The organism is Pyrobaculum neutrophilum V24Sta, from assembly GCF_000019805.1.
Taxonomy (GTDB): domain Archaea; phylum Thermoproteota; class Thermoprotei; order Thermoproteales; family Thermoproteaceae; genus Pyrobaculum; species Pyrobaculum neutrophilum.
Genome location: NC_010525.1, coordinates 497,533 through 523,292, shown reverse-complemented (window position 1 = coordinate 523,292; position 25,760 = coordinate 497,533). Strand labels below are relative to the sequence as shown.

Below are 25,760 nucleotides of genomic sequence, written 5' to 3'. Positions count from 1 at the left end.
ACTATCTAAGTTTTATAAGCGTTCCGCCGTATTTCTCCTCGCCGTGGAGCATGCTGTCGCTGTAGAGCCAGTAGGTGTCTTGTGGAGTCTTTAGGGCTACGTATGCCGCTATCTCTCTCGCCTTTCCACACGTCTCCCAGCCCCTCCTCACCCAGACCCAGAGCATGTGCCTATAGACTAGGTCTCCCGTGTCTGCTCTCACGCTGGGGGCCCTCGTGGCGACTGCCATGTTGGCTATGTCTGCTACTTTTTCCAGTAGTTTCTCGGCCTCTTCGGCCGCGTAGGGGGCGGCTTCGTACGAGCGGTAGCCCCAGTCCTCTATCCACAGGTCGGATAGGGTTATCCCCACGTAGCACATTCGGCCTTCCCCAGCCTCTCCCGCCGCCTTGGAGCTCCAGCCGGCGCATTTCTCCTCTACGTAGTTTAGGTAGAGGGCGTATCTGCCGCATTTTGTCGTGTCGTCGACGTGCTTCGGCGCCTCTGGGCAACCGAGCCTCGCGGCCAGCTCGGCGAGTTTCTCGCAGGGGAGGACGACTAGCATCTACAGAGGTCGCAGGGGACGTCGCCGCAGTCCACGATCTTGATCCCGCTCTGCCTCAGCGTTTCCTCAAGCTCCTCCGGCCAGTCCGGCGGGAATGCGGCCCACTTCTCCACTGGAGTGCAGATTGAGGCGTAGCTACCTATCTGTCTGATGACCTTCTCCGCGATCTTGTGGGTGGCTCTGAAGCTCGTCAGGTCGCACATGCACTCAACCGCTATCTTCACCTTGGGCCTGTCCGCCTGGGCTATACACCAGTCGAGCTGGCCCGGGGTGGCGCACAGGAGGTTGCCGCCGCATTTGGCGTTGTTGGGGTCGGGGGCACATATGCAGTAGCCGTCGCACGGGAAGTTGAGCTGTGACGTGCAACGTCCCTGGACTGGGTCTAGCTTAAACGTAGGCATATGCCCACGCCGCCTCTTCGTCTATGGCCTTTAGGTCCGCCACGTCGGCTATCTCGAAGGCTCTGCCGTCCCTCATGTAGAGGACCTGCCACCCTCTGTCCAGCGCCTCTTTGACGTACAGCGGGACGTGCGTCTCCAGCATCACGAAGGCGTCTAGCTGGGCCAGCACCCTCCCGATGATCTTCGCCCCTAGGTCGTAGTGTAGCCCGGCCTCGTACACCTCTCCAAACACAGCCTCTGCGCCGTAGGAGGCCAGGAGGATGCCGAGGGCCCTCTTGACCCCATAGGCGGCGCGGGCTGTGTGGATCCAGGCGCCGCTGTAGTAGGAATCGAAGTGGAACCTCGACGCTATGCCCAGGCGCCTCAGCTGCTCCTCGACCCAGGCGGCGACCTCGGCGGCCCTCACCTCGACGCCCTCTGTAAACGCCTGGGCCCCCCACCTCCCCACGGACACGTGCGTGTTGAAGTACCCCACCTCGATCCGGCGCAGAGCGGCTGGGGCCGGCGCGCCGTCAACCTCAGCCCTCCCCTCCCTGTCGACCACCAGCTTGTGCGTCTCGCCGCCCACGACACCCTCCACCACAGCCCTATCGCCCCGCACGAGGTTTCGCAACTCCCCGAAGCTGTTCTCCACCGCCCAAGCAGGAGAGCGGGTGGAGGATATGGAGTAGAGGAGGGCGAGGGCCGAGTATATTACGCTGGACTTCCCCCCGCCGTTTGGCCCCACGAGGAGCACCTTCTCCCTAAGCTCTAGGGAGGTCTCCTCTATCTGCCTCACGCCGCTTATGTAAAGGCGCGAAATCACTGGGAAAACTGGCTACAGCTTTATAAATACGCCGCCGTATTTCTCCTCGCCGCGGAGCATGGAGTCTTCATACGCCAAAGCCTGGTCCCAGGGGGAGTCCAGCGCCGCGAAGGCGGCTATCTTCCACGCCTTTCCGCACGCCTCCCAGCCCCTCCTCACCCAGACCCAGAGCATGTGTCTGTAGACCACGTCGTCTGTCTCCCGGCGCACGCTGGGGGCCCTCGTGGCGACTGCCATATACGCCAGCTGGGCGACCTTGGGCAGGAGCTCCTCCGCGTGTTGCGCCACCTCGCTCTCCGCCTTGTCCGACATGTACTCCCAGTCGCTTGCCCAGTACTTCGTGAGGACTATGCCGACGTAGCACAGCTCGCCCTCTCCGGCGCTTCCGGCGGGGGTCCCCGCTATTGGGAGGCCTCTGTCGCACCTCTCCACGTAGTTCAGATAGATGCTGTAGGGCCCCTCGCATCTGGCGACGTCTCCCACCTCCCTCACTGAGCCGCAGTTGAGTAGCCTCTCAAGCTCAGCGAGGCGGCCGCAGGGAAGGACGACTAGGAGCACCATGAGCACACCCCACAGTAGTCGCGGTCTACTTCTTCGTAGATTTCCACCGTCCGATTTCCCTCCATAAGGCAACTGATATAGGGGGCGCGCAAATGAAGTTGTTTTTGCCGCCGCCGATGGGGGCCTATCAAGGGGAGTTTGCCGTGCCGCAAGGAGGCCTCAGCCCCCTCGATCTTTCGGAAGTTTTTGGCGATGACCTTACGCAAATCTATCAAGAACATATCCATAAATTGTCAAGAAACGATTTTTAAATTTTGAAGACGCCGTACCCTACTGCGGTCTTCGCGCCCAGTCCCCTCACCAGCGTCTTCTTCACTGCGTCGAACAACTCCATCTCGCACTTCTTATAGTCAACCTCCCTCTTTTCGTCTCTCGGCAGAATTCCCACCATGAACTGGAACTTTGTGCCCGGGGGGACGGTGGGGAAGACGAGGGGGACGGGGCTCGCCTGAGTCTCCGCTATCTCGCCCTCCACCTCTCTGTAGTGGGGCGTCACCACGTCTGGCCTCACCGCCTTGCCGCCGGTGGGGTACGCGTCGAAGACCACCAACAGCCCCTCCTCCTGGGCGGTGCCGAAGAGCTCCGCCTTGGTGAAGTCGCAGACGGGCTCGGGCGCGGCCGCCCTGAGGGCTCCCTTGAGGGAGCTCGCCGGGATGTAGGGCACGTTGAGGATGGGGTGCCACGCTATGCCTATCTCCAGGGGGAGGTAGGGCCATCTGGTGTGTATAGTGAGCGGGGTCTCTAGGGAGAACTCGAACTTGAAGACGTTTTGAAACGCCCCTCTGGCCGCCGCGTAGACCAGCTCGAGGTAGCGCTTGACCTGGTCCCACATCTGCGGCGGCCTCTGGTGGAGCGTTAAGACGGCCCACCGCGAGAACTCGGGGATCCTGAGCCTGATGTTCTGCCTCGCCAGGTCTCTAGAAGCCTCTAGAAACGCCAGGTTGACGCAGGACACCACGTTGTAGTCGCCTGCGCAGCTTGAGAAGTACTTGCCGTAGTCTACCTCCCTTTCCTCCCTCTTCTTCGGCCTCTTCACGGCCATACCTTCGCGACTTCGCCGCCTATCTTTTTGACGTACTCCTGGAACTCGGCTAGGGCTGCGGCGTGCGCTTCTATGATCTTCTTCTCGTCTACCTCAACCTCCTCCTCTGCGTATTCGGAGCTCCAGGTTATCCTCCTGGGCCAGTCGCCCGAGATGAGCGCCGTGAGGAAAGCCCCGTCGCCGTAGATGTGCCCACTGCCGTGGTACGAGAGCATTATGGTGGAGGCCCTCCTCTCCACGTCGCTTTCGTAGCCGGTGCCCCTCTGCGAACGGGGGAGGCCCAGTGCCCAGGCAGACAGGGTCTTCCTGAGGTCGTCCTCCGCCCGGTAGTCGCCGTGGAGGACCCGCGTCCTCTGGGGCCTTAGGAAGAAGTTGTGGAGGTCTGGGAACTGGGCCTTCTGCACCGCATATATCTGCGCCACCTTCACGCCCTCCACCGCCGCGTCCGCCACGACGGGCATCGGGGGGAGGCCCCTGGGCTTCCCCCCGCAGTCGTCTCTGACCAGCCTCTCCACTGCCCTCTTCACGTCTCTGACCAGCTCGGCGAGTTTGACGTGCCGGGGCTCGCTGGCGTAGACCACGTCAAGAGAGCCGAGGCCCTTCCGCGACCCCTTCCCCACGCCCCCCAGCGTGAGGGCCACGGCTAATATGCCCACGGCGGCTGTGAAGACCTCCCGCGGGATGCCCTCGGCAGATATCTTGATCTCGAACTCGCCGTCTGAGACGTACTCGACGGTCTTGGGGGGCTTCCCCAGCGTGAGGAGCTTGAACCTCTGGAGCTCCACGGGCCTCCCGCCGAGGTAGATGGGGCCGCCTCTGGCCCTCTCCACCCGGGGCCCCCTCACGACGCGTGTGGTAATTCTAAACTTCGACGAGGCCGCCTCTCTGCTCCCGGCGTAGCCGAGGCCCAGCGTAATGCCGACCGCCCTCGACACCGCCTCGGCCTCCCTCCTGCTCGGCCGGAGCACCTCCACGCGGCCGGGCTCCCCCCTTAGACACCCCCTCTCGTAGAGGACCCCTCCTACGAAGGCCCTCGCCCACCAGCGCCAGACCCCCTTGAGCGAGGCGGGCCTGAGGGGGTTCTCCGGGTCGACGAGCGTTGGGTCGTACCAGCCGACGGACAGCGGCGTCGAGACTCTGACTCTGAAGGCGGCCTCCATTATTTGAAGTAGGCCTCCGCCAGAGTCTTAAGCCACAGGGCGTATTGATACGCCGCGGAGGACGCCATGGGGCTGTCCAGCTCCAGAAGCGCGTCTGCGAGGGAGGCGGCTTTGACGACGCCCAGGGCCTTGAGGCCGTAGAGCAACACAGCGCCGTAGAGGCCGTAGGAGGCCTCCTCGACTGTGAGCTTCATCTGCGATATCCTCTCGACGGCCTCTCTACACGTCTGAGCCCTCAGCCCGGTCTCGACGGCGTCTTTGCCGGCCCTCGCCGACGCGATGGCCACAACGTGTGCCACCCCAAGCGTCGTTATGTCTGAGAGAAAGTGCCTAGTCCTCTGGGCGTACCGCCTCTTGGCGTCGTCGTCTCTATAGCCCTCCACGGCCTTGGTGCACTCCACCGCCAGCTTTACCTCCTCGCTCATACCAGCGCCACCTCCACCAGCCCCCTGCCGATTGTCTCCTTGCCGCCGACCCAGACGTAGCCCCTCCCGCCGCCCGCCGCAAGCTCTCTGAACTTTACACACACCTCCTCCGCCTTGAGCTGCCTTTCTTCGTTTCCCTCTCTGCACTTTGCCGCTCTGCACACGACTGCGGAGTGGAGGACTGAGAACTGGGGCAGATACTCCTCGCTCCAGAGGGCGCCCTCTGCCACAGTCTTCCGCTCGGTGAGCCTCACTCTGTACTGTATCAACATGGAGCGGTCGACGAGCGTCTTGGCTATGTCGTCGCCCACAACGGCGAGGTCCGTCTTGGGGAGCGAGAGGTGTTTCGCCAGCTGCTCTGTGAACTTGGCCAAGTCGCCGTTTACCTTCGCCTGTTTTATAGCCAGCTCGTTTATGACGAGGGAGCCGTCCCAGAGGTAGCTCTGCGAAGAGACGACAGGCGCGTCTCTAGATATGTCAAGCGCCTTCTTAGCCACGTCGAGGAGCGTCTTCGCGCCCTCTACGCCGAGGGGGACAAGAGACTCCAGGTAGACGATAAAGGCGCGGAGCATATGCGGCGTTGTTACGTAGATCCACACGCCCCTTAGGCTCCTCGCGGGGATGAGGAGGAGCCTCGCGTCGAATAGAGTTACGCCGGAGATCCCCTCGGGAGCCTGCCCAACCGCGTCTCTGCCAAAGACGCAGTGGACAAGGGGGTCCTTCTTCATCTTGGCGTGGCTCTTCAACGCGCCTTTGAGAGACGACGCCCATATCGCCGGCAGGCCGAACTCGTCCCTCTGCACCAGCAGATCGACGTGAGCGGCCTCGGACCTGCCCACCCCCGCGTGTAGAGGGGTTACCGCCTGTAGAAGCAAGACCCCGCCCACTGCGGCTCTACCCCCTTCCATAACTAGAAATAAAGTTATATTAATTAGTTTTTTGTCTCTTATGGACTTTTCAAAAAAGGCGGCTCTCCTGCTGTCGAGCCCCCCGCACTGGGAGGAGGACGGCCAGGTAAGAGAGCTCGTCGAGAGGGTGCGCAGGGCCCTGGGGGCCGACGCCGGCGGGGACCTCGTCGAGAGGATTAGGGAGTACGTGTGGGGCGGCATGCCGAGAGGCGGCGCTCCATACGGCTACATACACAACGTCTTCTCCCCCACGCTGAAGAGGGAGCTGAGGAAGCCGCCGGCGGAGGAGGTCAGGGCGTACTGGAGGGATCTCGCCGAGGTTGTCGAGGGCGCCGGCGGTAAATACCACGTCTTCTACGCCGCCTACGAGGCGCTTTGGATCAAGAGGGGGCTGTCGGCAAGGGTGGCCAACCCCCTGGCGCCCTTCTACGACGCCTTCGACGAGGCCTACGCCATGGCCACGCTCGCCAACTGGTTTTCCGACGGCGGAGAGCCCTCGGGGTACTTCGTAAACGCCGACGTGCCGGGGGTCCAGGACTTCGTGGGGGCCGGGAGGAAGGCCGGCGACTTCTGGGCCGGCAGCTGGGCCCTCTCCATTGCCGTCTGGCTGACCGCCTGGCCTTTCGTCGAGAAGTACGGCCCCGACGTACTGCTGAGGCCAACCGCGAGGCTCAACCCGTACTACTTCTACTTCATCCGCGGGAGCTCCCAGAAGCTCGACAAGCATCTCAGAGACGTCATGCGCGAGGTCGGCTTCACGCCCCCAGAGCCGGCGTGGATAATGCAGCCCCTCATCGGCGAGAAGATCCAGCTAGTGCTCCCCCGCAGGTGGAGTAGCGAGGAGGAGGTGGTGAGGGAGGTCGTGGAGGGGTTTAAAAAGGCGCTGGACTGCCTCACCGGCCTCGCGAGGGGGCACGTCTGCGACCTGCTGAGGGGCCACATAGACGTAATTCCGAGCGGCGGCTGCTTTGACGCCCTGTATAGGCTTGGGGACTACGCAGAGGTGAGGCTCCCGCTTAGGGTCACAGTCATTGACATAGGGGAGTACTACCGGGAGCTTAGGGATAAGTACTGCGCCGGCGCCGACCACTGCCCCGTTCTAAAAATCGCCTTTTTCGACGAGCTACTACGGAACTCGCACGCAGCCGTAGGCTTTCAGATGTCTCTAGAGAGGCAGCGGAGGAGGGTGCCCACGGCCGGGCCCTACTTCCACCCCGCCGCCTTCGACGAGGTGAAGCCGGCCTTCAAGACGCCGGGGCCCGCCGCCTCTACACACGTGTTTTTCAACGAGAAGACGTGGCGCGTCTGTACAGTCTGCGGCTCCGAGCCGGCGGTCGTTGGGCTTAGGAAGGTGAGAACCCCCACGGGGAAGGAGGACTACAACCCAGACGATCTAGAGGCCTTTATAAACGCGCTGGGGGCCAACTGCGAAGACTTCGAGAGGCATCTAAGGAGGGTCATACGCCCCGGGGAGTTCCTGGGGCCCAGGTGCCTCGCCAAAAGGCTGATATACCTCAGGGCGAAGCCCTCCAAGCAACCAGGCGAGGAGCCGTTGCCTGAGGAGAAGCTCCAGAGGTTTGAAAGCACGGAGGACGTGGCCGTGGCTGTGGTGGCCAAGGTGGGAGAGGCGTTGGAGAGGGAGGCCCAGAAGATTAAAGACGGGAGGAGTGGGGCGTGTCTCAAGGTCGCGGACTATCTAACGAAGGGCGGGGGGCGCGACCTGGAGATGGTGTGGGGAACCGCCGAGGACATGAAGAGGGAGTGGGAGGAGTGTATCAAGGCCCTTGAAAAGGCGGAGGTGGACCTCGGCGGGTTGGCGGCGGGGGCCGGACTCGCGGGGTGGCCGCACAGCGCCGCGCTGGGGCCCAGGCTCTTCTACGCAGTCGTCAGGGGAGACGGCGACAGCATGGGCGAGCTCCTCGACGGGAGGCTGCCGGCTAGGTGGTATGAAGAATACGAGAGGGCGCTCGGCGGGGGGCTGGCCGGCGTGGAGGAGTACTTCAAGGCCGTGAAGAGCTACCTTAAGCGCCACGTGGGGGAGGATGCGGAGCAGACAGTGCCCATAACTCCCCTCTACCGCGTCGCCATAAACAGATCGCTGGTTGTGACGTCGCTTAGAGACTGGGCGGCCGTGGAGGGGGCCTCCGGAATGTTGATATACGCAGGAGGCGACGACGTGGTGGCCCTCGCGCCTGTGGAAAAGGCGCTGGACGTGGTGGCGCAGACCAGGCAGAACTTCTGGGGGGGCGGCTTCCACAGCGTCGGCGGCTACCACATACCACAGCTGGCGGCCTACGGGAGGAGCTACGCCGTGAGGTTCGTACATGTGATGGACATAATGTCCATCGAGCTGAGGAAATCCCACGAGGACCTAGAACGCGCAAAAGACGCCGCGTGGGAGAGGCACAGGAAGGACTCCGTAGCCGTGGCCTCCTCGAGGACCCAGCACGCCGCCGTCCTCCCCCTTAGAGACGTCTCCACAGTGGACAGACTGAAGCTCGCGTGGCTCTACATGCTCAAAGACGCCATCAGCAAAAACGCCCCCCACGACGCCGAGAGGAGGCTTAACGGGGACCTCGACGCAGACGCCACCTACAGAGTGGCCGAGCACGTCCTCAGGAGGAACGCCAAAGACGGCGGAGCCGCCGCGCAGATAGCCTCATGGCTCCGCGGGGCGTCCCCGAGGTATATAAGGGAGTTCTTCGGCGCACTCGCCGTGTTGAAGGGGGTGCTATGATGGCGGCTAGGTTCAAGCCCCTGGGCCCCCTCCACCTCGGGGCGAAGCAGGTGGCTGGCGTAGAGGACATAGGGGGGGACCTAGTGGCCCACCTCCCCACGCCCAGCACGGCGCTGGGGGCCCTCGCCTACATATACAGAGAGGCCGGCGCCGCAGGCGGGGGGACAGACGCCCTCCAGATCCTCGGTTGCAGGGCGGTGTGGGGGCCCCTCGTCGAGATCGGCGGGAGGCGGTACTTCTACGCAGAGGGCAGGCTCTACAGGGTGGAGCAGCTGGGCGAGTACCTAAGTTGCGCCAAGGGAGAGGGGCAGAGCCCGAGGGCCGAGGGCGGCGTGAGGGCCTACGAGAAGCCCGGCGTGAGGCTAGGCCCCGAGAAGGCCGTGGAGAACCTCTACCACGCGCTGTTCACCTACATCAACGGCGCAAGCCCCGGCGAAGTGGCGTTCCTCTACTACATCGACTGCGAGAGGGCAAAGCCCATAAAGACGGTGGCTAGACTCGGCGGAGAGGGCAGAGCGGCCCTAGTCGAGGTGGACCAAGACCCCGGCGGGCCCAAGCAGTGTAGCGAGGGCGTCCTCCTGTCCCCCCTGCTGTTTTACTCAGAGGGCCCCACGGCGGAGGTTGGAGGGGCCAAGGGCCTGGAGGAGGTCGAGGAAGTGTACGGAGTCTGCGGCGAAAAGGGCCCCAAGGTCAAGTCGACGTACGTCGGGCTGGGCTACAACATGGCCGAGGGCAGGAGACGCGCCGTATACCAAGCGCTACCGCCGGGAACCGCCCTCAAGCTAAAAACCGCGGCGACCAACGTCGGGTTACACAAAGAGAGAGGCTACGGAAGCGTCCTCTGCAAAGACCAGAAAAACAAACCCTGAAACATCAAAAAGGCTTTCCACTTATAATACAACTAATGGACAAGCTAACAACATAACCTCAACGCAATATCCACAACCAATCTACAGCCCCCCGATATAATCATTGCAGTAGATCGCGACTTCTATAGGCCTCAATTTCATGTATCTTTTGATTTCTGGAAAAAGAGACGAAAGCCCAATTCGAATATTACGATATAGGTTTTTACTATACTTTTGATTTCTGGCGGGCCACATCGCCGTCAAGGCGCCGCCCACGGCGCCTCAGTACGTTTCTACTATCTTTTGATTTCTGGAAAGGCTCGAATCTTCGATGTTGCGGACAGAGAAGTCATAAGGTTTCTACTATCTTTTGATTTCTGGCCATAGTCAAGTCGGTTGTAAACGAGGTGAAGGAGAGCATAATGTTTCTACTATCTTTTGATTTCTGGGGTGCCCGTGTCGCCCGAAATCGCCGAGGAGCTCCTGTCGAAGCAGGTTTCTACTATCTTTTGATTTCTGGGTTTTAAAACAGCGCAGGGGGCGTAGCTCCCCCTGTTTTAGTTTCTACTATCTTTTGATTTCTGGGCACGGGAGCTGTGCGCCCGCGGATATAAAGTACCGCACGTTTCTACTATCTTTTGATTTCTGGAAATAGGATCAGTGCTTCTTATCCGCCATTTGGCAGGCTTATGGCTGTTTCTACTATCTTTTGATTTCTGGCGAGGGGGATGAGGCCGAGGGCGACGTTGAAGAGGAAGGTGTAGTTTCTACTATCTTTTGATTTCTGGACTACACAGTGAGCGCCGCATACGGCGTATGCGACTTCCTAGCCAGTTTCTACTATCTTTTGATTTCTGGGTTACTCTTTGAACGTAACCGAAAAGGCCAAAAAGGTCATTAGGGGTTTCTACTATCTTTTGATTTCTGGCTTTGTACACCTCCTCTGGAACGGCGCCCTTTAACATGCTATAGTTTCTACTATCTTTTGATTTCTGGCTCGGGCTCCAAGAGCGTGAAGACGCGCGGACCGTCGACGAAGTTTCTACTATCTTTTGATTTCTGGTTGATTACCTCTGTTTGCTCGTCAACTTTGAGCTTTTGTATTTGGTTTCTACTATCTTTTGATTTCTGGAAGCCGTCTTAATGTGCCACCTGTCAATGTGCTGTCCAAAATCGATTGGTTTCTACTATCTTTTGATTTCTGGCCCACAGCGCAGACTTATAAGTCTGCGCGGGAGAGGCGCCATGCGTTTCTACTATCTTTTGATTTCTGGGCATGTACGACGTAGAGCTCACTGAAAGAGAATTCATTGAGGCAGATGTTTCTACTATCTTTTGATTTCTGGAAATACGTCGTCGGCGGGGAGCTCCTTGAGCTTCTGTCTGAGTTTCTACTATCTTTTGATTTCTGGTCGCCGAGTATGCGCTTGAGTACGCCAAGCGCAACATACTCTCGTTTCTACTATCTTTTGATTTCTGGAGCCGAAGACGAGGAGGCCGAGGCCGTGATCTTGCAGGAGGCAATGTTTCTACTATCTTTTGATTTCTGGCCGTTGATTGTAGCGTATAAGGCGTCCTGGGCGTTCAAATACGTTTCTACTATCTTTTGATTTCTGGTGGCAAGTCTAGCGACGGCGGCCGCTAAGGTCGGCATCGACGTTGTTTCTACTATCTTTTGATTTCTGGATAGTGGCGCAGCTGTTCCTCGCTGTACTTCAACCACTAGGACAGCAGTTTCTACTATCTTTTGATTTCTGGTCACCGCGTGGCTTGACAGGGTGCAGGAGGTGGACGGGCAATTGTTTCTACTATCTTTTGATTTCTGGCTACTGTAAGACATATACTCGCAGCAGAGTGGGAGAAGCTACAGGTTTCTACTATCTTTTGATTTCTGGAGGTCTCCGTGAGCAACGGCGGCACCACAGCTGTGACTGTGTCGCTGTTTCTACTATCTTTTGATTTCTGGAGCCTGCTGGGCAGGCTCTCGGTCTTATGGTTAGATCATATGATGTTTCTACTATCTTTTGATTTCTGGGGCTTGTATTTTCGGATCTTTTGGGTTTTTAAGTTTTTTCGTGGTTTTTTGTTGGCTCGGGGGTCGCTTTCCCACCGCCCTTTACATTCACACATTCTCCTGTCTGAGAGACGGCGTGCGCCATTCTTCGCCTTTACGATCATAACTACGCCTAGCCGAAGGAAGAACCCAGCGCCGTTCTTCGCCTGTTATCCTAAGTGCGTTTTCCAAATGTCGATTGCATCCTTTACTGACATATATTGGAATGTTTTAATGGGGTGGTGTTGTAATCGGCATGTATCTCTATTTCGGCCGTGTGAGAGTTGGCCCTCTCGTTGGCTATCTGTGGCTTTTGGGCCGTCGGCTGTATCTGAAGCGTAGTTGGCGCCCTCGTGACACTGTCTACCTGGGCTCTGTGGACGACCTGCTGGGGGTGGCTGTGAGGGTTAGGCGGCTCGTCCCAAGGCCCCTCCCCGTTAGGCAGCTCGTGGCTGCCCTCGTCGACGCCCTCAAAAAGGCCTACTACGTGGCGAGCCGGTGCCGCGACTCCCCCCGCTGGAAGATACGCGCCTGGGAGGCGGCCATGGCCATAGAATACGCCGCCTCTGCGCTGGCAATGTACTGGCCAAGCGCCGCCAAAAAGATACTAGACGACGGCTAAGGAGTTTTTCTTGGTGTGTAATTGGAGTTTCTTGTTTTTGTGTCAGTGTTTTTGCTGTGTTTTTTGGTTTGTTTTGTCTGTATTGTGTATGTTTTTCCTTGTCGTTGTTTTGTGTTTTTTGTGTATTATTGGTTTTTGGGTTTTTGTGGGTTGTGTGTTGTGTTGTTGTGGGGTGTGTTTTTTGTGGTTTTTTATTTGTCTGGGGGTGTTTTTGTGTTTGTAGAGCGTGTTAGCTTGTGCCAGCTAACACCGCGGGGATCCCCGGCGTGTGTTGAAATGCGACGTTAACAGAGAGTATTTCAACTGTCTCGTGGAGCGCTAACGCGGGAGAGTAGAAACATCGGCGTGAACCTGCCGTGTGTTAAAACCGTAACTACGGCGCCGCCGGAAGGCCCTTGGCTATCAACACTGGCAACTTTTGAGGTTAGTTCATATGTAGAGGTGATGTTGGTGTTCAGCTCTTTCAGCTGGTTGCTAATCAGCCTCTACGTAGACGTCCAGAACACGGCGCTGGCGAGTTTCAACGCTATAGGCACGGCAACTGTTATACAGCTGTGCCTCGCGCGGTAGCACCTAACAGTGCCTCTTTCAGAAAACGGCGAGTAGTTCATATAGAGTTGGAGAGTGCTATGTAGTAAATTAAGACTGCAGGTATGTTGGCGATGGTTAAAGCTATATAGGCGTATCGCCTGGCTTTCTCCATACATTTGCTGGCGTATATCCAGCTGGCGATAGAAATTGCCGACTCCAGAAGCGCGAGAGACAACGGAACGAGATATACCATGATGTAGGGGATGGAATACCCGATGGAATACCCTAGGAAGATGCCAATAGACATAAGTATAAGAGCGAATTCATAGTTTACCACTAGGGTGAGAACGCCGAAGAGGAGGTGCCCCCTGACCAAGTCGCCTCGTCCACCGCAGATCCGCCACGCAAACATCAGATTGCCCGAAGCAATAAAGGGAGAAGAATAACCAAGGGAAAGAAATAAAACAAATAAAGAAAGCGGGCTCATTCCTCCTCAGTTCTAAACGGCATGGCGAAGATGTGTGTCCCCTCTAGTGTCTCGAACGCGCCGTCGCCCGGCTCTGTGGGGCTTTGGAAAGAGGCGTAGTGAAGCCCGGCGTGGTCTGGCCTGACGTAGTGCATGGGCTCGCCGGCGGCTCCCGCCTCCTTCAGCCTGCTAGGCGTGTACCAGGCCGGTTGCTGGGGCTCGCCGAGCCTCTTCGCAATGGAGCTGGCCCAGCTCTCAGTCACCAACATGGTGAGGATGTTCCTCTCGTCGTATGTCAAAAACTCCATGTCAGCTACCCGTGTCGGTGTTTTAAATAGTTTCCAGGGCGGCTGGGGGCATCACCGCGGAATAGTATAGACCAGGTGATTTAGCGTATGGCGCTTGCCTCTCGGCGGTGTGTCTAGCCTCTTCCATGTTGGCATCGTCAGGGCTTAGTCCAATGCCAGGTGAGTGTGGTTCGTCAGAGGCGGTATAAAGCGGTAGTAGATGCGGCGCCGTTGGCGCGTATGTGGCTCACAGTTTTGCCCCTGTGGATCTCTACGCGGCTTTCCTCCACGGCTTCGCATATTCCCGCCTGGGGAAAAACACAGGCAAACGCCGATCTTTCCGCCAGACGGCTGTAGGACAGACGTGGCCTGCCGCACGTCTTGGCCGACTTCGCGGGCTATGGCGGCACCTCCACCACAAAGCCGCCGGTTAGACGACCTCGTCCGCATGAGCGCGCAGGCGTTACAGCGACGCGGATGCGTTGTAGCGGCCAAGCGCAGACGGCGGCTCGAGGGCGCAGACCAAAGTCTGGGGTTGGAAGCGCGGTGAGGGTAGACCAAAAGGGTTATAGATAGGTATGCCTCTTAAGCCGTGAGTTTCAAAGTTGGGCGCGAGTTGAAAGAGAAGATGGAGAAGTATTAAAGACAAGGTGAATTGGGGAGAGGAGTTGAGAAAATTTGTAGAGGAGAAGATTAGAGAGCTTGAAGCCGAGGAGAATATGGGGAAAGTTGTCGAGGAGCTGGAGAGCCTCGACGTAGAAGTCCCAGCTGGGTTTTCCCAGACCTCCATCAAGGAGGATCGTGATCGCGATTGACGCCTCCGTCCTCGCGGCGTTTTTCTAATAGAGCCGAACTGGGAAAAACTAGCCGCGTACATACGGCAATCTGTCACGATAGATTTGGCCGCGAAAGAGGCGGCCAACACGATATGGAAAGCCCATAGAAGGGGGACTGATCTCTAGACGGCTTATAAGCTAGATTTCTATTGTCTCTGAGTTCGTTTACGTGGCAGAGTTGGATCATCGCTGTTTTCCGCCGTGTTTTAACGGCGGGTTGGTTTATAAGGTGGGAAGTGTCGGTTTTTGTGGAGATCTTGGTGGGGAGGTGCTATAGGGTGTCGCTGGATAGGCTTAAGGCGTTTCCGTGGGGGCGCTACGTCAAGTTTGCCTTTTTGTTTGGGTCGGCGGCGTCTGGGGGGCCGGCGGGGGATCTGGACATAGCCATCCCGAGGCTTGACTTGGAGAGGTATTCGGAGCTGCTGGGGGATCTAGCGGTTTGGCTCGACGTCAATGAGGACTTCCTCGACCTTGTGGAGATTTGGGAGGAGGCGCCCTGTCCCATCGTGCTTGAGGCGCTCCGGGGGGTCCCCCTCTACGTGGAGGATTGGGATCTGGTGTTTAGGTTTTTCAACGTCTGCCAGGACTGGGAAATCGACGCGAGGAAGCTCCAGATCCACGAGATTCTGTTGGGGAGATGGCGCGGCTGAGGACGCTTGCTGATCGCCTAGTTGGCTGAGTGTCTAGACTAGGGGTCTCCAGACGCGGAGGTGTTGGTCTCAACTCTCACAGAGCCTTACAGGGGCGTCCCCCTAGAGTAGACTCTTAGACAGGGCGGGGAGGTACAGGCTTGCTCCCGGAGAAGCCGTGGTAACGTTTTTTATCTTGAACAACGATTTCTACATGAGGAAGGTTGTAGCACTGTCGGCTCTGGCGGTCGGCGCGGTGGTCGCCGTAGTGTTCATTCTGTTTTTCAACACCGGCGGCGTCCGCGGCGGCTCTTTATCCTATGAAGCTAACTACACGGTCTCCGGCTATGCAGTATATGGCAAAGACAAGATCCCGTTGAGTGGATGGATGATCGTCGGCGTTAAAGGCGACGAGGGGTATGCGGTTTACAGGTTTGAGGTAGAGTACCTATTCCTTAAATTTAGACTCACCGGGGCCGAGGTCGTAAAAGACGGCATCTACTACAAGATAAGTTGTATGAACGATGAGTGTCAAGTGGAGAAGACAAGGGTAGACGAGCTCCCGGTACATCCAATTACTAGACAGATCTTGAAGAAAGAAGTGCCGGGCTTTAAAGCCACAGTGAAGGAGTTGGGCGATTGTGAATATGCGGGTAGAAAAGGCAAGCTTTATGAAAGAGAGGTGGAGATAGAGGGGCGCTATGCTGAACTTCTATACGGCGAGAAGGGGCCGATATACGAGAATTCGTTGATGTGTCTAGCAGATTTCGAGTTGTACGAAAAGACTGTGGTGAAATCCGCCTCAGGCGAGCTCTCAGAAATGAGAGTTGAGGCCTACATCAACAGCTCTGGCCCATACAGCCAAGAGAGACTAAATACAATCCTTTGGGAGATAAAATCTCGCGAAAAATAGACGCTTTTTCACTCCTATTTTTCCATGGTAGGGAGAGCCACGTTGGCGTTGTTGGCGCTTGCGGCTCTGGCGATCAGCGCAACCGTCGTCGTTGTCGAGGTGCCGGACGTAGACGTGCAAAAAGTTGTCGTATTTAGAGTCACCGACGGCGATACTGTGGAAACGTCCGTGGGCAGAGTTAGGCTTGTGGGCTACGACGCTTGGGAGTGGGACGAGCCGCGCGGCCCAGAGGCCAGATATTTCCTCAGCGGCTTTTGCGGCGGCACAGATTACTTAGACGTAGATGACCTAGAGCCGAGAGATAGATATGGGCGTATATTTGGCTACCTCTGGTGCGACCGCGCCTTTGAGGTCGGCGGCATCTATTATACGGCGTATGCCTCTGTACAGAAGGCTTTTCTGCTCGTTAGGCCTGACCTCGTGAAGAGGACGCTCCACGTCCCGCCGGATGAGCACCCATAATGGCACTGGCTCAAGCGCTTCACTGTCGCCTTCGACCGCCCCGTCAAATTAGTTGTCTTAAATACTACGTCGGTCGCGACTAGCCGAATCTTCAAATTTGACAATGCGACACAAGTAGTGCTCACTTGCGGCGTCTACAAAGTGTATATAGATGGGTATGAGATTGCCAATTTGACGTCGTGCCAAGACACAAAGCTTTCAATAGAGGGGGCGCTGGCTACAGCCACCACGACTATGCCCACCGTGGCCACCGTCACGGAGACCGTGACTGTCACAACGACCGTTACGAGGCCTATCACGGTAACTTAGGACAGAGACGTTGACAGTGACCAAGACGGAGACGTCCACAGTCACTAAGACGGCGACACAATACGTCACGACCACGGCGACTGTCGCGCAGACGGTCTACGTGCCGTACGTCGACCCCATCAGTTACGTCGTGTTGGGAGTCGGAGTTGTCCTAGGGATAGTTGGGGCGGTTGCGCTTGCGAAAAGAAGATAATTCCCACTTCCCCCGGCTCTTACCCAGTCTTTAGCCTTTTGTGGAAATATGTCTGGTCGTAGACTGGGTAAACTATCGTCTAACTCGTGGAGGGGGCCGTAGACACCTGCCCCCACTCACTAGGGTGTAGAGCCCCTGTCTTACGTCGCGCGCCAGGGCGTCTATCTCCTCTGGGAGGTGTCTCTTACGTAATACACGGCCTCTACCCCATATCTCGCCGCGGGCGAGGATCTCCATGGCGTCTGCCCTCCTGAACCTATGAGGCTGTACCTCCTCACGGCGAGCTCCTCGGCGAGTGCTCTACCTAGGAGGCGCCTGTGATGAGCGCTGTTTTTGACACGTTGGCTCGGGGGGTAAAGGACTATCGGCCCGCCGGGATTCGAACCCGGGACCGCCCGTTATAGGCCTGGGGGGTTTTGTGTGGGTGTCCCCCCAGGGGCTGTCTACAGCCGGGCGCTCTCGACCGCTGAGCTACGGGCCGTCGGTTTCTTGTTTTTCTCTGTTTATATGTTTTTCTCTTGAAGGTTTTTGTATCTGTGTTTTGGGGGCGGCGTGAGGGTGGTTTTGGCGGCGGTGGTGGGGGCGGTGGCGGCGTTGCTGGCGGTGGGGGCTGTGTTTTTTCCGCCGAAGTGTCTGGCGGCGTCTGGCGGCGGGGGGGTTGCGCTGGGGGTTAGGGGGACTTTGGTGGGGGGTGGCTCGTCTTTTGTGGCTCCGCAGATGTTTGCCTGGTCTAGGGAGTTCTATAGGCTGAGCGGGGGGGCGGCGGTGGTTAACTACCAGTCTGTGGGGTCTGGGGCTGGGGTTGCGCAGCTTCTGGAGAGGAGGCTTGACTTCGCCGCCTCTGACGTGCCTCTGCCGCGGGATAGGTACGCCGCCGTGGGGGGTCGGGTTTTCCAGTTTCCCGTGGCTGTGGGCTCTATCGTGGTTGCCTACAACGTCCCGGAGGTGGCGTATGGGGTGACGGGGAGGTATCTGAACCTGACGGCTGAGGTTCTGGCGTTGATCTACATGGGGGTTGTTAGGCAGTGGTGTGACGTTAGGATTAGGGAGCTCAACCCGGGGCTTGCGGATAGGCTGCCGTGTAGAGATATCGTGGTGGTGCACAGGAGCGACGGGTCTGGGACAACTGCGGCGTTTACCCTCTTCCTCTCCAAGGCCTACCCGCCGTGGAACAGCACGGTGGGGTGGGGGCTGGTGGTGAGGTGGCCTGTGGACGCGGTGGGGAGGGGGGTGGGGGCGAAGGGGAACGAGGGGGTTGCGCAGGCGGTACTGCAGAACGCCTACTCCATCGGCTATGTGGAGTACGCCTACTGGGTGAAGAACCGGGGGAGGTTCGACGAGGTGGGGGGCGTGGCGTATGTGCGGAACGACAACGACGGCAGGTTCTACTTCCCCACTGCCGAGTCCGTTTCGGAGGCCGTGTCGGCCGGCCTTGAGAGGTATTTGGCGAAACACGGCGCCCCGCCTGGCCCCGGCGACGACTGGAACCCCGTTTCTGTGGAGTTTTCCAACCCGCCGCGGGGCTACCCCCTGGTGACTTTCACCTACGCCGTGGTGTGGAGGGACTACTCCGCCGAGGGGTACAGCGGCGCTGGTGTGAAGACGCGCCTCCTCAAGGCCTTCTTCAGGTGGGTTCTCACGGAGGGGCAGGGGAGCCTGGTGGAGGGGTACATCCCCCTCCCCAGGGAGGTGGCCGAGGTGGGGCTTAGGGCTGTGGAAGGGGTGAGGCCGTAGGGGAGAAAGGCATTAATAGTGTGAGTAGTGTGGCCTATGCTGGGCTTCGTCTTGGCTGTGTTGGTGTTCCCCTATCTGGCGGCCGCCTTCGCCCTCCTCTTCCTCAAGATGAGGTGGGGGCTTAGGGCCTTCGGAGTCTTCGCGCTGGTGGCTGTGGCCCTCCTCATCGCCATGTTTCTCGCCTACGCATATCCCATCTTGGAGCGGGAGGGCCTCGCCGTGTTCACCTCGGCCGTTTGGGACCCGGCGCGGGAGGAGTACGGCGTGTTGCCCGCCCTGGTGGGGACCCTCGTCACGTCGGCCGTGGCCATCTCGCTTGCCTTCCCCATGGCGGTGGGGGTGGCCGTGACGATTAACGAGGTTCTGCCGCCTAGGCTTAGGCCCCTCTTCGCCTCTCTTGTGGACCTCACGGCGACTATGCCCACCGTCCTCTACGGCCTCTGGGGGATCTTCGCCCTGGGGCCTCTCCTCCAGTCGGCTGTAAACGCGGTCTTTGGGCCCGGCGCTATGCCGTCGCAGTATTCCCTCCTCACGGCTGGGGTTCTCCTGGCCGTCATGGTGACGCCCTACGCCGCGGCCGTGATTAGGGAGGGCTACGCCGCTGTGCCTAGGCCCGTCGAGGAGGCCGTCTACTCCCTGGGGGCCACCAGGCTGGAGACCGTACTCGTCAAGCTTAGGCACATAAGGAACTACGTGGTGGGGGGCATCTTCCTGGCGCTTGGGCGGGCCATGGGGGAGACCGTGGCGGTGGCCATGGTGGTTGGGGGCAAGCTCGGCTCTCTCCCCGCCGGCCTGTTCGACGGGGGGATCACCATCTCCTCGCTGATCGCCCTCCAGTTCCCCAACGCCGCCGCCTATAAGTACATGACGGCGGCGCTCTTCGCCGGGGCGCTTGCGCTGGCGGTGTTGGGCATAGCGATAAACGCCGCCGCCCTGTACCTCATCAGGAGGTGGCAATGAGGCTGAGGAGGGCTCTGGACAAGCTGGGGATGGCCCTCTTCGTGGCCCTAGCAGCGCTGGCGGTGGCTCCCCTCTTCTGGCTTATCGTAGACGTCTACGTCAAGGGCGCCGCCGCCATCGCCAAGCTGGGGGGCCTCTGGACCTTCCTCCTGTGCCCCCCGCCTACCCCCTTCGACAAGGAGGGCGGGGTTGGGCCAATGCTCGTGGGGACGCTGTATATGACGGCTCTTGGGGCCCTCGCCGGCTTCGCCGTTGGGTTTCCCCTAGGCGTGTACATAGGCGAGATGGGGAGGGAGCGCCTCGCCCAGGTGACGAGAGCCGGCGTGAACATCCTCGTGGAGTTCCCCACCGTGGCGGTGGGCCTCTTCGTCTACGCCGTCATGAGCCTGGCGGTGGACGACTTAAATAGATACCTTAGTAAATTGCCCGGGGGTTGGTTTTTGGGGCCGCTGGAGGGGTTCAACGCCTACGCGGGGGCGGCCGCCTTGGCCATAGTCATGATCCCCTATGTGGCCCTCGCCACGGCGAGCGCCTACGCCTCCGTGGAGAGGCCTCTGCGGGAGGCCGCCTACGGCGTGGGGGGCCGGGAGTTCAACGCCGTGTTTATCGTGCTGAGGAAGGTGGTGTCTAGGGCTGTGCTTACGGCGGCTCTCATCGGCACGGCGAAGGCGGCGGGGGAGACGGCGCCGCTCCTCTTCACGGCCTTTGGAAACACCTACTACGGCCCCTTCACAGGCCCCACCGGCGCGGTGTCGCTCTGGATCTGGTACGCCGCCCAGAGCCCCTACGAGGTGCAGATACTGTCCGCATATGGGGCGGCCGCGGTGTTGCTCACAATAGTACTAGTTATATTTATATTGGCTAGGGTCTGGAGGTGACGCTATGTCGAAGATAGAGGCGAGGGGGCTGAGGGTGTCCTTCGGCCAGACGCAGGTCATCGCGGGGGTCGACCTCTCTATCCCGGACAGGAGCATCACAGCGCTTATGGGCCCGTCGGGGAGCGGCAAGTCGACTCTTCTGAGGGTGTTCAACCGGCTGATCGAGCTGTACCCCGAGGCTAGAGTGGCGGGGGAGGCGTATCTAGACGGGAGGGACATATTCAAGATGGACGTGGTGGAGCTCAGGAGGAGGGTCCAGATGGTCTTCCAGATCCCCAACCCCATCCCCAACCTCTCCATCTTTGAAAACGTGGCCCTGGGCCTTAAGCTCAACCGGCTGGCGAAGAGCAGGAGGGAGCTCCAGGAGAGGGTTAGGTGGGCTCTGGAGAAAGCCCAGCTGTGGGACGAGGTGAAGGACAGGCTGGGCGCCCCCGCGGGCAAGCTCTCGGGCGGCCAGCAGCAGAGGCTCTGCATGGCGCGGGCGCTTGCGTTCCAGCCCGAGGTACTCCTCGCCGACGAGCCCACCGCGAATCTGGACCCGGAGAACACTGCGAAGATAGAGGCGCTCTTTCTAGAGCTGAAGAAGGACATGGCCATCGTCATGGTGACCCACTTCCCGCAACAGGCGGCGAGAATCAGCGACTACGTGGCCTTTTTGTACAGGGGGCAGATCGTGGAGTGGGGCGCCACCAGAGACATCTTCACGAACCCGAAGCACGAGCTAACCGAGAGGTACGTAACCGGCCGGTTGTATTAACATAATTATAATTTTCATAGATTAACGATAATAGACAAATTATATTTATAAGATGCCGCTTGCGCGGCCATGGCCTCGAAAACCGCTTTGGCGGTAGTCGGGTTGGTGGCGGCGGCCCTCTTGGTGGGAATAGCTCTTTTCGCGCCGAAGAGCCCCCCGCCGGCCGTCGCTCCCCCGCAATACACCTCAACTACCACGGCGCCGCAGACAACCGCCGCCGCATGCCCAGACGAAATAACCATCGGCACAGCGATGCCGCTGTCGGGGAGATACGCAGCCGAGGGGCAATACTCCCTCTGGGGCGCGCTGGCTGTGGTGAACTGGGTCAACGACAGAGGCGGAGTCGACTGCGGCGGCAAGAAGGTGAAGGTGCGTCTGGTGTATAGAGACAGCGAATCTAAGCTGGAGCTGGCCCAGAGCATAACCGAGTCGCTGGTGACGCAGGATAAGGTCAACTTCCTGCTCAGCCCCTACGGCTCCGACCTAGCCCTAGGCGTCTCGTCTATCGCCGAGAAATACGGCGTGTTGATGGCTGTGGTCGGCGCCTCCTCAGACCGCATCTTCCAGCAGGGCTTTAAGTACGTCGTTGGCGTGGCCGCGCCGGCGAGTCAATACATGGTCCCCGTGTTAGACATGGTGGTGAAGCGTGACCCCACGGCGAAGAGGGTGGCCATCTTATACAGAGACAGCGAGTTTAACAGACAGGTGGCAGAGGGGGCAAAGGCCTATGCGGAGAAGCTGGGTCTCCAGGTGGTGCTGTACGAGGCCTACCCCGCCTCTCCCAAGGATCTAACGCCACAAATTCTGAAGGTTAAGCAGGCGGCGCCAGACGTCATAATAGTGGCCTCTCACTTCGCCGACGGCCAGCTCGTGGTTAGGCAACTGGCCGAGCAGAAGGTCGACGCCAAGCTCATCGCTTTGTCTGTGGCGCCTCTGGTGCCGGACTTCTACAAGGCGCTGGGGACAAAGGCCGAGTGCGTCGTCGGCCCCTCGCACTGGGAGCCCGGCGTCACCTACAGCCCGCAGCTCGCCAAGCAGAGAGGCGAGGACTGGTTTGGACCCACGAAGGAGGAGTTCATAACGTATTTCAAGAAGGTGGCTAAGGAGATGGGCGGCAGAGAGGTGGAGCCGGGCTACCACGCCGCTTGGGCCGCCGAGGGGGTACTGGCCATACTATATGGGGTGCAGAAGGCCGCCTCGGCGGATTCGGACAAGGTGCTCAACGCGTTGAGGGGCTCCAGGTTTATGACCTTCTTCGGCGAGTTTAAGCTCGACCCGGCTACGAACTTGAACGTGGCCCACACGATGGTCGTCGTCCAGTGGCAGGGCGGCCAGAGGTTGGTCGTCTGGCCTGCCGACGTAGCCGAGGGGAAGCTGGTCTACCCCTCTCTGACGTGGGATCAGAAAGCCGCTGGACAGCTCTGTAGGTAATGGATATCGCCCCCTTTTTCATCACCGGCCTCATAATTGGGTCTATCTACGGCTTAACGACGTTGGGCCTCAGCCTAATCTTCGGCGTGTTGCGGGTGGCGAACGTGGCACACGGCTCCTTCATCATGATAGGGGCCTACATGGCGTTTTTCGCCTTTACGCTCTGGGGGTGGCCTCCCCTCGCCACCGCGGCGGTGGCCGCGGCTGTGGGGATGGGGCTGGGGTACCTGGTCTACCTAGTTGCGATCAAGCCGCTTAAGAAAGCTGGGGAGCTCCATACGCTGGTTGCGCTGTTCGCCCTTGGGGCAGCCCTCGCGGAGGTGGCGAGGTTGCTCTGGGGGCCCGACTTCGTGGGGTACACCTGGCGCCTAGGCTCAATCTCGCTGTGGGGGCTGGAGGTGGAGATCGGCAAGCTGATGGGCGCCTTCGTGGCGTTGGCCACCGCTGTGGCTCTGGATCTCTGGTTGCAGAGAACCTTCTTCGGCAGAGCCGTTAGGGCGGTGGTGCAGGATCCCTTGGGGGCGCAGCTTGTCGGCGTTAGGGTTGAAAGCGTGTACGCCATCACAGCGGCCTTGGGGATAGGGATCACGACAATGGGCGGGGTTCTGCTGACCCTCTTCATCCCGGTGGGCATAAACCCCTATATGGGCGGGCCCTACACGCTTATAGGCTTCGTGGTAGCTGTGATGGGGGGCTTGGGCTCGGTCATGGGGGCCTATGTGGCCGGGTTGGTATTCGGCGTCATCGAGTCTGTGGGTTACTACCTCTTCTCCCTCGCCGGCTTCGCCGAGCCTTCGCAGATGGCCTTGTTCTCGGCGTTTGTGGCGTTGCTCCTGCTCCTCCTCTTCAGGCCCACCGGCCTCTTTAGGCTATGAAGCCCTACCTACCCCTCGGGATATACGCCTTGTTGGCCGCGGCGGCGTTTCTAAACCCGGAATACGCCAAGACCATCGCCTCTGTGGCGTTTTTCATGGCTCTGGGCCAGGCGGTGAACGTCTTCGTTGGGCTGACTGGGTATGTGGACTTCGGCTACGTGGCTTTTCTAGCCATGGGGGCCTACGGCCTAGGCGTCACGATCTACTACTGGCCGGAGCTGGGCCTTTCGGCGTTGCCGGTGGGCCTCGCCTTGGGGGTGGCGATGGCGGCTCTGCTGGCGGCCGCGGTGGGGGCCATCGCGCTGAGGCTGAGGGGGGCCTACTTCGCCATAGCGACTATAGGCGTCAACGAGGGGGTTAAGCACTTGATAATTGGGGCTAACATCTGGGGCGGCGGCGCCGGCTTGATCCTGGGCACGAAGATGTTCAGCGCCTTCGGCCGCGACCTAGCTCTGACGCTGGCTAACGTGGGGTCGCCCCTCCTCATTGTGGCCACGGGCTTCCTGGCCGTGGTAGCCACCTACCTCATCCAGGCTGGGAAGTCCGGGTACGCCCTTGCGGCTGTTAGACAGGATGAGGACGCCGCTAAGGCCATGGGGATAAACCCGACTAGGTACAAGCTACTTGCGTTTACAACGAGCGCGTCGCTGTCGGGTCTGCTGGGGGCTGCCTACTACCCGCTTGGCAATATGCAGGTGTTCCCCGAAAACGTGTTCTATGTGGAGTACATCCTAGACGGCCTAGCGGTGATGTTCCTAGGAGGGGCCGGCACAGTCACGGGGCCTATAGTGGGCGGCTTGATCTACTTCTACCTTAGGAGCGTCGTTGGCGCGTTTCTCCCCGGCTACCAAGCGCTGGCGACGGCGCTTCTCGTGTTTATAGTCGTGGTTGCGATGCCGCGCGGGATCGTGGGCACGCTGAGGATGTACATGCCGCCTAGGCTTAGGGAGTGGTTGCCATGACCCTGCTGAAGATCGAGAACGTGGTGAAGCGGTTCGGGGGGCTCCGAGCCGTAGACGGCGTCACCCTCGCCCTGGAGAGGGGGGAGTTTCTGGCCGTCGTCGGGCCTAACGGGTCTGGGAAGACCACCCTCCTAAACCTCATCAACGGGGTGTACAAGCCCGACGGGGGGAAGATCTATTTCGAGGGTAGAGATATAACGAACATGCCGCCCTACATGAGGGCTAGGCTGGGCATAGCGAGGGCGTTTCAGGTGCCTAGGCCGTTTCCAGAGCTCACGGTGCTTGAGAACGTAGTTGTGGGGGCCATATTCGCCGGGGGCCACGATAGATCGAAGGCCGTGGAGGTTGCTGAGGAGGTTCTCAGATATGTGGGTCTCTACGAGAAGAGGGAGTCGCTGGCTGGGAGACTTACCTTCAACGAGCTTAGGCTTTTGGAGCTCGCCAGGGCGCTCGCCGCCAACCCCAAGCTCCTCCTCCTCGACGAAGTTATGGCGGGGCTTAACCCCGGCGAGATAGACGCCATTGCGCACCTGGTTAAAAAGCTGGCTGAAGAGAGGGGGGTTGCGGCTATATCGCTGGTGGAGCACCGCCTGAGGGCTGTGGCCAAGCTCGCCCACAGGGTAGTGGTGATGCACCAGGGGAGGGTGATTGCGGACGGCCCCCCTGAGAAGGCGCTTAGCGATCCGGTGGTTGTAGAGGTCTATCTGGGGAAGCCATGGCGTTGACCGTATCCCAGTTGGTCTCGGGGTACGGCAAGCTCCAGGTGCTGTTTGGAGTCAGCGTGGAGGTGCCGAGGAGGTCTGTGGTTTCCATCGTCGGCCCCAACGGGGCTGGCAAAACCACAACTCTGCTGACTGTGATGGGGGTGGTGAAGCCGTGGGGCGGCGTGGTGGCGCTGGAGGGGAGGGACGTGACCAAGGCGCCTCCTCATGAGAAGGTCGAGCTTGGCCTAGCCCTTGTGCCCGAAGGGCGGCGGCTGTTTACCGATATGACGGTGGAGGAGAACCTTCTAATGGGGGCCTACTCCAGGAGGGCGAGGGCGAGTATGCACGACAGCCTGGAGCTGGTCTACTCTCTGTTCCCCAGGCTGAGGGAGCGCAGGCGCCAGAAGGCGGGTACGATGAGCGGAGGGGAGCAACAGATGCTCGCCATAGGCCGCGCCTTGATGTCTAGGCCAAGGGTCCTCATGATAGACGAGCCGAGCGCGGGGCTTGCGCCGAAGGTGGCCGGCGAACTGTTCCAGACCATAGCCCGCCTGAGGGATGAGATGTCTGTGGTGCTTGTGGAGCAGAACGTGGCGGCGGCGTTTGAGATCAGCGACTACGTCTACGTGATAGAAGGCGGGAGAGTCGCGGCGAGCGGCACGCCTGAGGAGCTCGGCAGAGACGACGGCGTCCGGCGGATATACCTAGGCGTCTAGCGGCCCCCGGTAAA

The 25,760-nt window shown here is 59.6% G+C and carries 29 protein-coding genes, 1 tRNA gene and 1 CRISPR repeat array; of the genes, 19 read left to right on the top strand and 11 right to left on the bottom strand.

The genetic code is table 11. The annotated features are described in order from the left end of the window. Nucleotide 1: 1 nt before the first annotated feature. The 8 genes from TNEU_RS02855 to cmr4 all read right to left on the bottom strand — a co-directional run bounded on the left by TNEU_RS02855 (nt 2) and on the right by cmr4 (nt 5,843). A complete protein-coding gene (locus TNEU_RS02855) occupies nt 2-541 on the bottom strand; it encodes a hypothetical protein (protein ID WP_012349933.1) in 540 nt (179 codons plus the stop codon). Further along, nucleotides 535-942, bottom strand: coding sequence for a hypothetical protein (locus TNEU_RS02850; RefSeq protein ID WP_012349932.1), 408 nt, complete (start codon nt 940-942; stop codon nt 535-537). Before TNEU_RS02850 ends, TNEU_RS02855 begins: the two co-directional genes overlap by 7 nt. Next, the gene (locus tag TNEU_RS02845; RefSeq protein WP_012349931.1) at nt 929-1,747 is read right to left on the bottom strand and encodes an AAA family ATPase; all 819 of its coding nucleotides are present in this window, start codon (nt 1,745-1,747) and stop codon (nt 929-931) included. Before TNEU_RS02845 ends, TNEU_RS02850 begins: the two co-directional genes overlap by 14 nt. A gap of 12 nt (nt 1,748-1,759) precedes the next feature. Continuing rightward, on the bottom strand, nt 1,760-2,308 hold the full coding sequence (locus tag TNEU_RS02840; protein ID WP_012349930.1) for a hypothetical protein: 549 nt from the start codon (nt 2,306-2,308) through the stop codon (nt 1,760-1,762). Between the two features lie 247 nt (nt 2,309-2,555). Next, nucleotides 2,556-3,350, bottom strand: a complete 795-nt coding sequence (cmr6, locus tag TNEU_RS02835; protein ID WP_245521979.1) for a type III-B CRISPR module RAMP protein Cmr6 — start codon at nt 3,348-3,350, stop codon at nt 2,556-2,558. After that, nucleotides 3,341-4,510, bottom strand: coding sequence for an RAMP superfamily CRISPR-associated protein (locus TNEU_RS02830; protein ID WP_012349928.1), 1,170 nt, complete (start codon nt 4,508-4,510; stop codon nt 3,341-3,343). The genes cmr6 and TNEU_RS02830 overlap by 10 nt, the downstream gene beginning before the upstream one ends. Continuing rightward, nucleotides 4,510-4,935: a type III-B CRISPR module-associated protein Cmr5 gene (gene cmr5 / locus TNEU_RS02825; RefSeq protein WP_012349927.1), complete on the bottom strand. Its 426-nt coding sequence runs from the start codon at nt 4,933-4,935 to the stop codon at nt 4,510-4,512. The genes TNEU_RS02830 and cmr5 overlap by 1 nt, the downstream gene beginning before the upstream one ends. Next, nucleotides 4,932-5,843: a type III-B CRISPR module RAMP protein Cmr4 gene (gene cmr4 / locus TNEU_RS02820; RefSeq protein WP_148682302.1), complete on the bottom strand. Its 912-nt coding sequence runs from the start codon at nt 5,841-5,843 to the stop codon at nt 4,932-4,934. Before cmr4 ends, cmr5 begins: the two co-directional genes overlap by 4 nt. A 40-nt stretch (nt 5,844-5,883) precedes the next feature. Between cmr4 and cas10 the strand changes: the two genes are divergently transcribed. From cas10 to TNEU_RS10475, 4 genes are all read left to right on the top strand, one after another. Continuing rightward, nucleotides 5,884-8,580 (top strand): type III-B CRISPR-associated protein Cas10/Cmr2, encoded by a 2,697-nt coding sequence (gene cas10 / locus TNEU_RS02815; RefSeq protein ID WP_012349925.1) that lies wholly within the window; start codon nt 5,884-5,886, stop codon nt 8,578-8,580. Beyond that, the gene (locus TNEU_RS02810) at nt 8,577-9,449 is read left to right on the top strand and encodes a hypothetical protein (protein WP_148682301.1); all 873 of its coding nucleotides are present in this window, start codon (nt 8,577-8,579) and stop codon (nt 9,447-9,449) included. The genes cas10 and TNEU_RS02810 overlap by 4 nt, the downstream gene beginning before the upstream one ends. Nucleotides 9,450-9,717: 268 nt before the next feature. Further along, a CRISPR array of direct repeats spans nt 9,718-11,463; the repeat unit is 25 nt; unit sequence GTTTCTACTATCTTTTGATTTCTGG. Between the two features lie 274 nt (nt 11,464-11,737). Beyond that, nucleotides 11,738-12,103, top strand: a complete 366-nt coding sequence (locus tag TNEU_RS02805) for a hypothetical protein (protein ID WP_012349922.1) — start codon at nt 11,738-11,740, stop codon at nt 12,101-12,103. Nucleotides 12,104-12,547: 444 nt separating this feature from the next. Continuing rightward, entirely contained in the window at nt 12,548-12,673 is a 126-nt protein-coding gene (locus TNEU_RS10475) for a hypothetical protein (RefSeq protein WP_281011710.1), read from the top strand. Between the two features lie 37 nt (nt 12,674-12,710). Here TNEU_RS10475 and TNEU_RS02795 read toward each other — a convergent pair whose 3' ends face one another. Then, nucleotides 12,711-13,046, bottom strand: a complete 336-nt coding sequence (locus tag TNEU_RS02795; protein ID WP_245521978.1) for a hypothetical protein — start codon at nt 13,044-13,046, stop codon at nt 12,711-12,713. 71 nt (nt 13,047-13,117) lie between these two features. Continuing rightward, a complete protein-coding gene (locus tag TNEU_RS02790; RefSeq protein WP_012349920.1) occupies nt 13,118-13,408 on the bottom strand; it encodes a hypothetical protein in 291 nt (96 codons plus the stop codon). Between the two features lie 629 nt (nt 13,409-14,037). On the opposite strand from TNEU_RS02790, the gene vapB reads away from it, so the two are divergent. The 6 genes from vapB (at nt 14,038) to TNEU_RS02765 (ending at nt 16,729) form a co-directional block, all read left to right on the top strand. Next, complete coding sequence (gene vapB / locus TNEU_RS02785) at nt 14,038-14,202, top strand: type II toxin-antitoxin system VapB family antitoxin (RefSeq protein ID WP_012349919.1); 165 nt, start codon at nt 14,038-14,040, stop codon at nt 14,200-14,202. A 269-nt stretch (nt 14,203-14,471) separates the two neighbouring features. Beyond that, nucleotides 14,472-14,873 (top strand): nucleotidyltransferase domain-containing protein, encoded by a 402-nt coding sequence (locus TNEU_RS02780; RefSeq protein ID WP_148682299.1) that lies wholly within the window; start codon nt 14,472-14,474, stop codon nt 14,871-14,873. Between the two features lie 193 nt (nt 14,874-15,066). Then, a complete protein-coding gene (locus tag TNEU_RS02775; protein ID WP_148682298.1) occupies nt 15,067-15,765 on the top strand; it encodes a hypothetical protein in 699 nt (232 codons plus the stop codon). Nucleotides 15,766-15,789: 24 nt separating this feature from the next. Further along, entirely contained in the window at nt 15,790-16,227 is a 438-nt protein-coding gene (locus TNEU_RS02770) for a thermonuclease family protein (RefSeq protein WP_148682297.1), read from the top strand. 171 nt (nt 16,228-16,398) lie between these two features. After that, nucleotides 16,399-16,536, top strand: a complete 138-nt coding sequence (locus tag TNEU_RS10200; RefSeq protein ID WP_187146739.1) for a hypothetical protein — start codon at nt 16,399-16,401, stop codon at nt 16,534-16,536. Between the two features lie 16 nt (nt 16,537-16,552). Further along, on the top strand, nt 16,553-16,729 hold the full coding sequence (locus TNEU_RS02765; RefSeq protein WP_187146738.1) for a hypothetical protein: 177 nt from the start codon (nt 16,553-16,555) through the stop codon (nt 16,727-16,729). A 364-nt stretch (nt 16,730-17,093) separates the two neighbouring features. Here the strand turns inward: TNEU_RS02765 and TNEU_RS02760 are convergent. Beyond that, nucleotides 17,094-17,210 (bottom strand) — tRNA-Tyr (locus TNEU_RS02760). 71 nt (nt 17,211-17,281) lie between these two features. Between TNEU_RS02760 and pstS the strand changes: the two genes are divergently transcribed. The 9 genes from pstS (at nt 17,282) to TNEU_RS02715 (ending at nt 25,746) form a co-directional block, all read left to right on the top strand. Beyond that, nucleotides 17,282-18,463, top strand: a complete 1,182-nt coding sequence (gene pstS / locus TNEU_RS02755) for a phosphate ABC transporter substrate-binding protein PstS (protein WP_012349916.1) — start codon at nt 17,282-17,284, stop codon at nt 18,461-18,463. A 36-nt stretch (nt 18,464-18,499) separates the two neighbouring features. Continuing rightward, nucleotides 18,500-19,423 carry a phosphate ABC transporter permease subunit PstC gene (gene pstC, locus TNEU_RS02750; RefSeq protein WP_012349915.1) on the top strand — a complete coding sequence of 308 codons (924 nt, stop codon included), beginning with the start codon at nt 18,500-18,502 and terminating at the stop codon, nt 19,421-19,423. Continuing rightward, a complete protein-coding gene (locus tag TNEU_RS02745; RefSeq protein ID WP_012349914.1) occupies nt 19,420-20,301 on the top strand; it encodes a PstA family ABC transporter permease in 882 nt (293 codons plus the stop codon). The genes pstC and TNEU_RS02745 overlap by 4 nt, the downstream gene beginning before the upstream one ends. Nucleotides 20,302-20,305: 4 nt before the next feature. Further along, a complete protein-coding gene (locus TNEU_RS02740) occupies nt 20,306-21,058 on the top strand; it encodes an ATP-binding cassette domain-containing protein (RefSeq protein ID WP_012349913.1) in 753 nt (250 codons plus the stop codon). Between the two features lie 69 nt (nt 21,059-21,127). Further along, entirely contained in the window at nt 21,128-22,489 is a 1,362-nt protein-coding gene (locus TNEU_RS02735; protein ID WP_012349912.1) for an amino acid ABC transporter substrate-binding protein, read from the top strand. Next, nucleotides 22,489-23,364, top strand: a complete 876-nt coding sequence (locus TNEU_RS02730; protein WP_012349911.1) for a branched-chain amino acid ABC transporter permease — start codon at nt 22,489-22,491, stop codon at nt 23,362-23,364. Before TNEU_RS02735 ends, TNEU_RS02730 begins: the two co-directional genes overlap by 1 nt. Beyond that, a complete protein-coding gene (locus TNEU_RS02725; protein ID WP_012349910.1) occupies nt 23,361-24,326 on the top strand; it encodes a branched-chain amino acid ABC transporter permease in 966 nt (321 codons plus the stop codon). Before TNEU_RS02730 ends, TNEU_RS02725 begins: the two co-directional genes overlap by 4 nt. Continuing rightward, nucleotides 24,323-25,051, top strand: a complete 729-nt coding sequence (locus TNEU_RS02720) for an ABC transporter ATP-binding protein (RefSeq protein ID WP_012349909.1) — start codon at nt 24,323-24,325, stop codon at nt 25,049-25,051. The genes TNEU_RS02725 and TNEU_RS02720 overlap by 4 nt, the downstream gene beginning before the upstream one ends. Further along, nucleotides 25,042-25,746 (top strand): ABC transporter ATP-binding protein, encoded by a 705-nt coding sequence (locus tag TNEU_RS02715; RefSeq protein WP_012349908.1) that lies wholly within the window; start codon nt 25,042-25,044, stop codon nt 25,744-25,746. The genes TNEU_RS02720 and TNEU_RS02715 overlap by 10 nt, the downstream gene beginning before the upstream one ends. The last annotated feature ends 14 nt before the right edge of the window (nt 25,747-25,760 follow it).